Raw genomic sequence first — 10,726 nt, forward strand, 5'->3', positions numbered from 1 at the left:
GGCCTGCAGGTGGTGAACCAGATCGCGCCGGACGACCGGCGCGCCGAAGTTGTGTCGGCCTTCTTCATCTGCTGCTTCTGCGGCAACGCGCTGCCGGTCATCGGCATCGGCATCCTGTCGAACTGGACGAGCGCGACGGCAGCAAGCCTGGCCTTTGCCGGGATGATCACGGTCTTTGCGCTGGTGGCGCTGGGGTTCGGCGCGAAATACGCGCGCTAGGGTTCAGCCGTCCGGCGTCTCGGGCGCCATGTTCGCGCGCTGGCGCGGCACGCCGAGACCAGTGTCCGGCGGTTCGCCGGCGGCCGGCCTGCCCTCGATCATGTGCAGGGTGCGCCAGCCGCCGAAACGGTAGTAGGCGGCGGCCAGCGCCAGTGAAGTGATCGAGCCGGCCGGAAAGCTCCACCAGAGCGCCTCCTCGCCGATCACGCTCCGGAAGAAATAGGCAAAGCCGGTGCGCACGATCAGCACCGAGATCACCAGGATGATCAGCGGCGGCATCACCGCGCCGGTTGCGCGCACTGTGGCGAACAGCACGATGGTGACGCCGAACAGGATGAACGACCAGGACGCGACATTGTTGATGTGGGCGGCGATGTCTATGGCCGCGCTGTCGGTGCTGAGGAACAGGCTGAGGATCGAACGGTCGAAGAAAAACAGCAGGAAGACCAGCGCGCCGGTCAGCACCAGGTTGAAGCCGACGCCCGAAGCCGCGACCTTGCCGATGCGATCCCAGCGCCCGGCGCCGACATTCTGCGCCGCCATCGAGGAGACGGCGGCGCCGATGGCGAGCGCCGGCATCTGGATATAGGTCCAGAGCTGCGCGGCGATGCCGTAGGCGGCGGCGACCTGAGAACCGTAGGAATTGACGATGCCCATGACCGTCAGCGCCGCGGCGGAAATCACGATCATCTGCAGGCCCATCGGCACGCCCTTGAAGACGACGATCCTGAGCAGCGCCGGATCGGGCCGCAGCAGGGCGAGGTTGGCGCCGGCGAGCCTCAGCGGATGCTTGCGGGCATAGAGCACGATCAGGATGGCGATCACGCTCACCGTCTGGCCGATCAGCGTGGCGGTGGCGGATCCGGCGATGCCGAGCTCCGGGAACGGCCCGAGGCCGCGGATCAGCAGCGGGTTGAGCACGATGTCGAGGACGACCGCCAGCGCCATGAAGACGAACGGCGTGCGCGAATCGCCGGCACCGCGCAGCACCGTCATGACGAAGGACAACAGGTTCATCATCGGCACGGCGACGAAGATGATGCGCAGGTAGGAGCGTGCCAGCGGCAGCGCGTCGGCCGGCGTGCCCAGCGTGTTGAGGATGGCGTCGACCCAGATCCAGCCGTAGACGGCGAACACCACCGAGACGAGGAAGAAGAAGGTGGCGCTGGTGCCGACGATGCGCCGCGCCTCCGGCAGGTCGCGGGCGCCGACCGACTGCGCGACCAGGATGGTGGCGGCCATGCCGATGCCGAACACCGTGCCGAGGATCAGGAACAGCACCAGATTGGCGTTGGAAGTCGCGGTCAGCGCCGCCTCGCCGAGGAAGCGGCCGACCCATACGGCATTGATCGAGCCGTTGAGCGACTGCAGCACGTTGGAGCCGAGCACCGGCAAGGCGAACAGCAGCAGCGTGCGCGGGATCGGGCCGCTGGTGAGGTCGCCGGTGCGCCGGCGGGCAGGTGTCTTCTCGTCCATGGTGGGGCACCGAAAATGAATCAGGCCCGCGATCCTATCGCAGGCCTGTTTCGCATACATCCATTTCCGCCAGATCGATGGCCACGCTGCCCGCCGGCTGCGTGAGCCGTATCGGAAAGGCCGGGCGCGAAATTCACGCCTGGTCCCCCTCCACCGTCTATTGCCGATAGAGGATCATGCCGGCATGGTGCAGGATGCCGTCAACGAACTCGCCGTCGGCGGTGAACCCCGTGTCGTCCCAATAGTAGATGTGGCTCGCATTTATCTCGTAACGTCCCTCGTAGGCGCGCTCGCGATTGCCGCGCGCCTCGAGATAGCGGCCGGTTGGCAGGAGTTGATGCCGGATATGGCCATCTGCCGTAACCCACATGCCGACGTAGGGATGGGTGGCATCGGACATGCTCATTTGCCTTCCGCCTGCTGCCGATAGAAGTGTGCAATATCCTGCGGTTTGACCACCCGCGCGTAATTCAGCTCCTGACGGATCTTCCACGCGCCGTCGATGCAGACCCAACCGAGCTGCGAGCGCCCGTCGAATGCGACGACCTCTCCGTCGAGGCGGCTGATCTGCCCGACAAAACCGATTGTCGTGGAGGCGACATCGCCTCCCGCAATCTGATCATCACCGCCGGTGAGCGCGTGGCGAACGGAGCGTGCGCCATTCTGGAGGTTCTCCCAGTTCGCTCCGTAGACAGCGGCGTTGTCGAAAAGCTGTGTCGGGCCGGGTGCGAAATTGTCGTAGAAGACGCCCCGGGGTGCCTTCACATCATAGTAGCGGCTCATCTTCTCGGCGAAGACGAAGGTCGGGTCGCCTTCATTGCGTTCCCACCCCTCCATGATCCACGATTTGTGAAGGGCAAGCGGGGCGTTGCCTCCGTCCAGCGGACAGGGTTGGGCCGCGACTGGCTCGGCCAGGGCCAGCAAACAGGCTGCTAGAAGTAGTGCTTTCATGTCGATCTTCCTTCTGGTTGTCGAATGGCACCAAAAGGTTGGACGAGAATTGATGTTGCGTGTATCTGTCGAATGCTCGACTGGCTGGTTAGTAATGTTTGACAATGCGACTGGACTATAATCTTCTCCCCCTCTTTCTTGCCGTGGCCGAGGAGGACAATTTTCGCGCCGCCGCTGATCGTCTAGGGGTCACCCGCTCTGCCGTCAGCCAGGGAATACGACGGTTTGAAGACGATCTCGGTGCGATGCTCGTCACGCGCACCACCAGGGCCGTGCGCCTGACCGAGGCGGGACAGCGGCTTTATGATGCGCTCTGTCGGCCCATGTCCGATATTGTGCAGGCGCTTGAGGGTGTCGATGGTGACCAATCCCCAAGGGGGAGGCTGAGGATCGCGGTCACCTCGATTGCCGAGCCGTTTTTGTCCGGTCCTTTGTTGACGACCTTTGCCGAAGCGCATCCGCACGTGATTGTCGATGTCACCGTAACGGATGAGGAATTCGACATCGTTGCCGCCGGGTTCGATGCCGGGGTTCGGTTGGGCGAGGTCATAGAGCAGGACATGATCGCCGTGCCTGTCGGTGGGCAAGTGAGGGAGGCTGTCGTCGCTTCTCCCGAATATCTGGTGGCGAATGGCATGCCGGAACATCCCCGCGATCTGGTCCGCCGCCGCTGCATTGGTTGGCGCCGCTCGCCGGAAAACGCGCCTTATCGATGGGAATTCGAAGAGAACGGCACTTCCTTCAATGTCGCGGTTGAGCCGCAGATCACCACCAATGATTTGCGCCTCATGCTGCGCAGCGCTCTGGCTGGGGCTGGTATCACCTTCGCTACCGAGGAGACTTTCCGCCCCTATGTCGAGAGCGGCGCGCTCGTCTCCTTGCTTGAGCAATATCTGCCCTCATTCCCGGGCTTTTTTCTGTATTTCCCAAACAGAAGGAATATGGCTCCGAAGCTGCGGGCCCTGGTCGATCACATCAATGCCGGCAACCCAGGTGGACGTCGCGGTCGATCGCGCTGACCGACCGTCTATCGCCGCGAGCACCGGCGAACCACCTTGTTCTTGCCGGCTTGTGGAGATCGATGCGACGCCGGAAAATTCCGCCTGGCGCGAAAATCGCTTCACACTTTCGGCATCAAGCCCTGGCGTGCGTTTATCCAGTCATGTTCTCAAAGCGTGCGGAATGGGCTATTGATCCCGGGTGCGTGGGGCCGCACTCCTTAATAGATCTTATCGATAGCCGGGGGGATCATGTCCGATACTGTGCTGTTTCCTGAGCGCCTGAACCGGCGCGCGTTTCTCGGTGCGTCCGCTCTGGGAGCCGCCTCCGTGGCTCTTTCGGCCTGCACCACCACCGACGTGGCGCCACCGGCGGCAGCGCCGCCGCCGCCAAGCGATTCGGCTTTCGGCGCTGCCGAGAGCATGTATGCGGCACGCGTCGACGAGGGCTATCAGCTGCCGGCAATCCCGGCGGCCAAGCTCGATCCGAAGTTCGTGCGCCAGATCGTGCCCGACCCGACCGGCGAAAAACCCGGCACGATCGTCGTCGACACCTCCGAGCATTTCCTCTATCTGGTGCGCGACGGCGGCGAGGCCATCCGCTATGGCGTCAGCCTCGGCAAGGCCGGTTTCGGATGGACCGGCAGCGCCGTGGTTCAGGCGCGAAAGAAGTGGCCGGTCTGGACGCCGCCGCCGGAAATGATCCAGCGCCGGCCGGAACTGGCGAAATACAAGGACGGCATGCCGCCCGGTCCGCAGAGCCCGCTCGGCGCTCGGGCGCTCTATCTCTTCCGCGACGGCAAGGACACGATGTACCGGCTGCACGGCACGCCGGAGTGGGATTCCATCGGCAAGAATGCTTCGTCCGGCTGCGTGCGCTTCATGAACCAGGACATCATCGACCTCTACAGTCGTGTTAACGGCGTCGCGCAGGTCTACGTGCGCCCGAACCTGTCGCCCGCCGGCAAGCTCACGGCCGTGTCGAACAGGACGGCCGAGCCGATCGATGCCGGCGTGCCGAGGGACGCGGAGATCTTGAAGTAGATCATCGGCAAATGGCCTGAAGGCGGACGCGCCCGGCGCGTCCGCCTTTCTGTCTGCAGCTAGTTCGTGGCGAGGTTCGGCAGCGTCACCTGGTAGACCAGGAACATGGTGTCGACATCGGCGCCGTCCTCGGCCTTGTAGGGCGCGCCGACCTGGAAGCCGTCCTGGGTCAGGAAATCGTTGTCGTTAGCGACGAACAAGAAGTAGTCGTCGGGCAGCTTCGGATCGAGCACGCTGACCAGCGACATCGCCTCCCATTTCTCAGAGAGATTGTCCTTGTCGTTCGGCTTGCCATTGTGCAGGCCGAAGCGGCCAAGCTGGGCCTTGTCGTTGATGTCGATGAACGGCGTGAGCTTGGCCGGGCTCACCGACGGATCGAGCACGCCCTTCGGCGCCACCGGTTTGTCGGCGGCGTCGAACGGGCCGCCGGCGATGTCGGTCGCGCCGGACAGGTCGACGATGTTGATCTTGCGGTAGAGCGACTCTTCGCCCTTCACGCCCTGGCCGTTGCCGCTGTCGCGCGTCAGCATCAGGAAGCTTGTGTTGGAGAGCGCGACGATCTCGCTCTGGGCCGCCACCTTGGTCTTGTCCTTGGCGTCCTTAAACACCGGCAGCGGCACGACATATTCATGCGCCAGCTTGAGATGGGCGAGGTCGGAAGCGTCGTAGACCAGCGCCCTGGTGTTCTGGCGCGTCGAACCGGAATCACCGCCATCCTGACGCGGCGCCGACTGCAGCACGGCGATCAGGAACTTGCCGTCCGGCGTCAGCGACATGCCTTCCAGGCCCTGGTTGTTCTGGCGGCCGGTCTCGGGATCCTTCGGGTCGGGCTCGGCGGCACCCGGGCCCGGATTGTCGGAGGCGAAGTTCGGCTTGCCGTGGCGCATCGGCACCAGGGCGGCCGGCGGCTGGGTGGCCGACATCAGGCGGCCTTCGGCCGAGAAACGATAGATGTTCGGGCCGTATTCGTCGGAGATGAACATGGTGCCGTCGGGCAGCCGCACGATCGCCTCGTCGTCCAGCGAGAGCTTGCCATTGTCGGCCTGCGGCAGGATCGGCATGTCGCCGGCTGCCGGGCGGACGCCGTTCAGCGGGTCGAGGCCGGTCGCCTCAGCGCCCTTGTCGTCGGTCAATAGCAAGGTGTCGGCGAGCGTCGCCTTGACACCCGACTGTTCCTGGCCGGCGGCGGGCGCCGCGCCGGGAGCAGTCGGGGCAAGCTCGATCGAAATGGTGTTGAGGCGGGCGCGGTAATCGGTGGTGCCGACGACGTTGTAGCCGCGATCCGGCAGCAGCCACAGTGAACCCTTGTAGGCGTTTCCGTCACGCGCCCAGCCCTTGACGTCGATCGCCATGCCGGAACCGGAGCCGAAGGTCTCGCCGAACTTGTCCTTCTGGCTGGCGGGGATACGGCCGACGCCGACCAGGCCCTTGTTGACATAGGCGACGCCATCGGCGAGCGCGGGCGTCAGGGTGGTGAACAGGGCAAGTGTCGCGCCAAGTGCGGCAGTCCGGCTGAGATGTTTCATCGATATCCCCTTGTGACAGAGCATGCCTGAGCGGGTGTCGCATCGACATGCCGCCAGCACCTTCCGCAAGCGGTCTAGGACTCCAACATGATACTTGCGTGACATGCCGCGCCGGCGCGTGCCCGGAACCATTTTCCAATCGGAACCGTTGCAGGCGAGCCCAGGCATCGCCGCGATGGTCGGTCGAGCCATGGGCTCAGGAGGACAAATGGGTTTCGATCAGTATCACGAGCCGGCGGAGGAATTGACGCAGAAGGTGCGGACCTTTGCCCGCATGATCACATCGCTGATCGAGGAGGCGGAGGCGATCAGTTGGTACGAACAGCGCATGTCGGTGGAAAAGGACGCGCAGGCGCGCGCCATCATGAAGAATGCGCAAGGTGAGGAATTCAAACATTTCGGCATGAATCTCGAATTCCTGCTGCGTCAGAAGGAAGACTGGCGGGCGGAGCTGAAGGAGATCCTGTTCACCACTGGCGACATCGTCAAGGCTGGCGAGAAGGGCGAGAAGAAGGTGGATTGAGGCCTGCCCGGCCAGCCTTCGGCAATGCTTTCAGTCGCTTTCTCTCGCGATCAGCTCCAGCGGCCAGACCTCGCGCATGATCCGCGCCCCTTCCGGGCCGGCGAAGGCAGGAAGCGATGCGAGCAGCATCTCGGCCAGCCGCCGGCCCATCGGTTCAAGCGCCGGGCGGAAGGCGGTCAGCGCCGGGGAAAAATAGCGGCAGAGCGGGGTGTCGACGATGACGATCACCGCGATGTCATGGCCGGGTCGGATGCCCATTTCGGCGAGCGCCTTGCAGCCGCCGAGCGCCATGGCGTCGTTGTTGAAGATGATGGCGGTGGGCCGGTCTTTTGCCAGCATCACACGCGGCGTCACCTGATAGCCGCCGGCCTCGTTGATGAAGCCGTCGGCGATCAGGGCAGGATCGACCTCGATGCCATGCCGCTTCAAGGCTTTGCGGTAGCCGTCGAGGAACAGGTAGCCGAAATTGAGGTTGAGGGCAGGGCGAATGGCGGCGATGCGGCGGTGGCCGCGCGCCACCCACCTGTCGACGGCGTCGCTGCCGGCCTTCTCGAAATCGAGGTCCAGCGAAGGGTATGACTTGCCACCCGAACGGCTGCGGCCGAGCGTGGCGAAGGGAAAGCCTCTCTCGGCCAGATAATCGATGCGCTCGTCCTCGCGCCGTGTCCAGGCCAGCACTACCGCGTCGGCGCGGCGTGTCTCGACCACGCGGCGCAAGCGCTCCTGCTGGTAGTCGCCGGGCGCGCCCATCACCACGGTAAGGTCCAGCCCGCTTTCGGCGAGCCTGCCCTGCAGCCCGATCAGCAGCGGGATGAAGAACGGTTCGCCATATTGCTGGTCGCCCGGATGCGGCTGCAGCATGAAGGCGATCGAACGGGTGGCGCCTTGCCGCAAGCTGCGGCCGGACTGGTTGGGGGCGTAGTTCAGCTTCTTGGCCGCATCCAGCACGCGCTGGCGCGTGTCGGCATTGACGTCGGCGCGGCCGTTCAGCGCGCGCGACACGGTGCCGATCGAAATGTTCAGGTGACGCGCAAGGTCGTGGATGCTGGACGCCAAGGACGGTTCTCCCCTGCCTTGGCTAGCACCGGCTGCCGCTCAGGCCAAGGCTTTGGGATGATTTTCGCAAAACAGCCGATTGACATTCTACGCTATCGGGTGTGTTCTCGTAAACGTTTACGGAAAAACGTTTACGGTGATGCCGTGGACGCCGTGACGATCGGCCTGGAGGCGCCGAGCGGAGGAGGAGCGCTGGATGAAGGTCGTCCTGGCCGGCTGCGGAGCGATGAGCAGGCAGTGGCTCGATGCCGCGAGGCAGATCGACGGGCTTGCCATTGTCGGCCTTGTCGATCTCGACGCCGAGCGGGCGAAGGCGAGGGCAACCGAATACGCGCTTTCCGCCGCCGTCATCGGCACCAATCTCGACGCTGTCCTTGATGAGACCAAGCCTGACGCAGTGTTCGACGTCGTCGTTCCCGCCGCCCGCCGTGACGTCGCGCTTTCGGCCTTTGCCCACAACTGCCATCTGCTGACCGAAAAGCCGCTCGCCGACAGTCCGGAAAATGCGCGCGCCATCATCGAGGCCGCGCGCCGGGCGGGGCGCGTCCATGCCGTCGTGCAGAACCGCCGCTATGTCGCCAATGTCCGGCGCATCCGTCGCTTTCTCGACTCCGGCGCCATCGGCAAGCCGACCAGCATCCATGCCGATTTCTTCGTCGCACCGCATTTCGGCGGCTTTCGCGAGGAGATGGCGCATGTGCTGCTGCTCGACATGGCGATCCACACCTTCGATGCCGCCCGCTACATGGCCGCCGGCAAGCCGGCCAGCGTCTACTGCCAGGAGTGGGAGCCGGCCAGTTCCTGGTACCGGCAGGGATCGTCGGCCAGCGCCGTCTTCGATTTCGGCGGCGGCAAGGTCTTCACCTATGCGGGCAGCTGGTGCGCCGATGGCTTCCGGACCAGCTGGGAAGGGAGCTGGCGCATCGTCGCCGAGCGCGGCAGCCTGCTCTGGGACGGCTTTGATGGGCTGAAGGCGGAGGCTGTGATTCCGGGCCGCGACGGTCTGTTCGACAAAATCCAGCCAATCGAGGTGCCGCCACTCGACGCATCCGACCGCGTCGATGGTCATCTCGGCATCATCAGGGATTTCATGCATGCGGTCGAGACCGGCACCGAGCCGGAAACGCGCGGCACCGACAACATCAACAGCCTGGCCATGGTCTTCGGCGCGATCGAAAGCGCCGAGACCGGGCATCGCGTGGCCATCGGACAGGAAGCATAATGACGCCAAACCCGCTCCTCGATATCAGGATCGGCACCATGGTTCGGGCCAATCTCGACGACCCGGCCGCCTATATCAAACAGATCCTGCCGCTCGGCTTCGAGAGCATCCAGCCGTTCTTCTGGCAGACGCTTGGCGGCAAGGACCTGCCGCGGCTCGCCGGCCAGATCCGCGAGGCGATCGGCGATGCCGACGTCACCATCTCGTCGATCGGCGTGTTCGGCAATCCGCTGGAGAGCGGCGAGGTCGATCGCGGCGTGCTCGCGGCCTGGGAGACGGTCATCGACCATGCGCATCTGTTCGGCGCTTCCACGGTCAGCGGCTTCACCGGCCGCATCCGCGGCAAGCCGCTGACCGATAGCCTGCCGCGCTTCCGCGAGGTCTGGGGGCCGCTGGCGAAGCGCGCCGCGGACAAGGGCGTGCGCATCGCCTTCGAGAATTGCGCCATGGACGGCAACTGGGCTGCCGGCGACTGGAACATCGCCCACAATCCCGACGCATGGGAGCTGATGTTCAATGAATTGCCGGATGACAATCTCGGCCTCGAATGGGAACCCTGCCATCAGCTCGTCTACCTGATCGACCCGATGCCGCAGATCCGCAAATGGGCGCCGCGCATCTTCCATGTCCACGGCAAGGACGCCACCGTGCGCTGGGACGTCATCCGCGAGCACGGCGTGTTCGGCCGGCTGCCCTTCGTGCAGATGCGCACGCCGGGCTTCGGCGACAGCGACTGGACGCGGGTGATCAGCGAATTGCGGCTGGCCGGCTACAAGGGCGCCATCGACATCGAGGGTTGGCACGACCCTGTCTATCGCGACGACCTGGAGATCACCGGGCAAGTGCGCGCGCTGGATTATCTCAAGCAATGCAGGGGAGGTGCCAGCTACCTGCCAAATCCGATGTGAGGCCAAATTTGACGTGAGTGGCCGGCGGGAGGAGCCGGCCGGCCAGTTTTGCGGCGCACTGCCGAAACGAATGTCGAAAACCCTCGCTTGGCGAGGAAACAAAGGGAGGAACGTGCATGAGCATCGCATTGAGAACGACACTACTGCGCACGACTGTTGTGGCCGCCGCCACGGCGCTTGCCGCCGCCATTTCCACCTTGCCGGCGCAGGCGCTCGACGCCCAATGGTGCAAGGACGTCCACATCCGCTTCTTCGTCGGCGGGGCAGAGGGCGACGCCTTCGGTACCATCGTCTATAATGGCGCCAAGCAGGCGGCGGCCGATCTCGGCCCCAAGGTCGACTACATCTTCTCCCAGTGGGACGTCGAGAAGATGGTGCAGCAATTGCGCGAGGCGGTTGCGGTCAAGCCCCAGGGCATTGCTATGATGGGCCATCCGGGCGACGCCGCTATCATGCCGCTGGCCGAGCAGGCGCACAAGGACGGCATCAAGATGATGTACCAGAACGTGCCGGTGCCGAAGGTGGTGGCGGCGTTCGGCGGCGGCTATGTCGGCGCGCAGCAGGAGCAGCAGGGCCGCGCGCTCGGCGCCGAGGCGTTCAAGCTGGCCGGGCTCAAGGCCGGCGACAAGGCGATCATGATCGGCCCGTTCGAAAACGAGAGCCGCGGCGCGCGCGAGCGCGGCACGGTCGCGGCCCTGAAGGAGGCCGGCGTCGAGGTCATCCAGCTGTCCTCGCCGCCGAGCGGCGAATGGGCGTCGGACCCCAACCTCGCCATTCCGGTGATCACTGCGGCACTGCTCAAC

Annotated in this window: 11 protein-coding genes and 1 pseudogene; 7 read left to right on the top strand and 5 right to left on the bottom strand. The window is 64.7% G+C overall.

Going from position 1 to position 10,726, the window contains the following annotated elements; translation table 11 throughout:
* A pseudogene (locus tag EN742_RS11510) lies at positions 1 to 219 on the top strand (MFS transporter); the annotation flags it as partial.
* Positions 220 to 222: 3 nt separating this feature from the next.
* Here the strand turns inward: EN742_RS11510 and EN742_RS11515 are convergent.
* The 3 genes from EN742_RS11515 to EN742_RS11525 form a co-directional block, all read right to left on the bottom strand.
* Entirely contained in the window at positions 223 to 1,695 is a 1,473-nt protein-coding gene (locus tag EN742_RS11515; protein WP_127406536.1) for an MATE family efflux transporter, read from the bottom strand.
* A 157-nt stretch (positions 1,696 to 1,852) separates the two neighbouring features.
* Positions 1,853 to 2,101, bottom strand: a complete 249-nt coding sequence (locus EN742_RS11520; protein ID WP_126053922.1) for an Atu4866 domain-containing protein — start codon at positions 2,099 to 2,101, stop codon at positions 1,853 to 1,855.
* Positions 2,098 to 2,646, bottom strand: coding sequence for a hypothetical protein (locus tag EN742_RS11525; RefSeq protein WP_127406538.1), 549 nt, complete (start codon positions 2,644 to 2,646; stop codon positions 2,098 to 2,100). The genes EN742_RS11520 and EN742_RS11525 overlap by 4 nt, the downstream gene beginning before the upstream one ends.
* Positions 2,647 to 2,750: 104 nt before the next feature.
* Between EN742_RS11525 and EN742_RS11530 the strand changes: the two genes are divergently transcribed.
* Both EN742_RS11530 and EN742_RS11535 read left to right on the top strand, forming a co-directional pair.
* Positions 2,751 to 3,665, top strand: a complete 915-nt coding sequence (locus tag EN742_RS11530) for a LysR family transcriptional regulator (protein WP_128332823.1) — start codon at positions 2,751 to 2,753, stop codon at positions 3,663 to 3,665.
* A 231-nt stretch (positions 3,666 to 3,896) separates the two neighbouring features.
* A complete protein-coding gene (locus tag EN742_RS11535) occupies positions 3,897 to 4,688 on the top strand; it encodes a L,D-transpeptidase (RefSeq protein ID WP_128332824.1) in 792 nt (263 codons plus the stop codon).
* A gap of 59 nt (positions 4,689 to 4,747) precedes the next feature.
* Here EN742_RS11535 and EN742_RS11540 read toward each other — a convergent pair whose 3' ends face one another.
* Entirely contained in the window at positions 4,748 to 6,214 is a 1,467-nt protein-coding gene (locus tag EN742_RS11540) for an esterase-like activity of phytase family protein (RefSeq protein WP_128332825.1), read from the bottom strand.
* A 208-nt stretch (positions 6,215 to 6,422) separates the two neighbouring features.
* On the opposite strand from EN742_RS11540, the gene EN742_RS11545 reads away from it, so the two are divergent.
* The gene (locus EN742_RS11545) at positions 6,423 to 6,737 is read left to right on the top strand and encodes a hypothetical protein (protein WP_126053927.1); all 315 of its coding nucleotides are present in this window, start codon (positions 6,423 to 6,425) and stop codon (positions 6,735 to 6,737) included.
* A 30-nt stretch (positions 6,738 to 6,767) separates the two neighbouring features.
* Here EN742_RS11545 and EN742_RS11550 read toward each other — a convergent pair whose 3' ends face one another.
* A complete protein-coding gene (locus tag EN742_RS11550; RefSeq protein WP_128332826.1) occupies positions 6,768 to 7,793 on the bottom strand; it encodes a LacI family DNA-binding transcriptional regulator in 1,026 nt (341 codons plus the stop codon).
* 196 nt (positions 7,794 to 7,989) lie between these two features.
* Here EN742_RS11550 and EN742_RS11555 point away from each other — a divergent pair, with 196 nt between their 5' ends.
* The 3 genes from EN742_RS11555 to EN742_RS11565 all read left to right on the top strand — a co-directional run.
* Complete coding sequence (locus EN742_RS11555) at positions 7,990 to 9,015, top strand: Gfo/Idh/MocA family oxidoreductase (RefSeq protein WP_127406973.1); 1,026 nt, start codon at positions 7,990 to 7,992, stop codon at positions 9,013 to 9,015.
* A complete protein-coding gene (locus EN742_RS11560; protein WP_127406972.1) occupies positions 9,015 to 9,923 on the top strand; it encodes a sugar phosphate isomerase/epimerase in 909 nt (302 codons plus the stop codon). The genes EN742_RS11555 and EN742_RS11560 overlap by 1 nt, the downstream gene beginning before the upstream one ends.
* 116 nt (positions 9,924 to 10,039) lie before the next feature.
* A partial coding sequence (locus EN742_RS11565) for a substrate-binding domain-containing protein (RefSeq protein WP_128332827.1) occupies positions 10,040 to 10,726 on the top strand: 687 nt, incomplete at its 3' end.

It is taken from the genome of Mesorhizobium sp. M4A.F.Ca.ET.020.02.1.1, from assembly GCF_004022645.1.
Classification (GTDB): domain Bacteria; phylum Pseudomonadota; class Alphaproteobacteria; order Rhizobiales; family Rhizobiaceae; genus Mesorhizobium.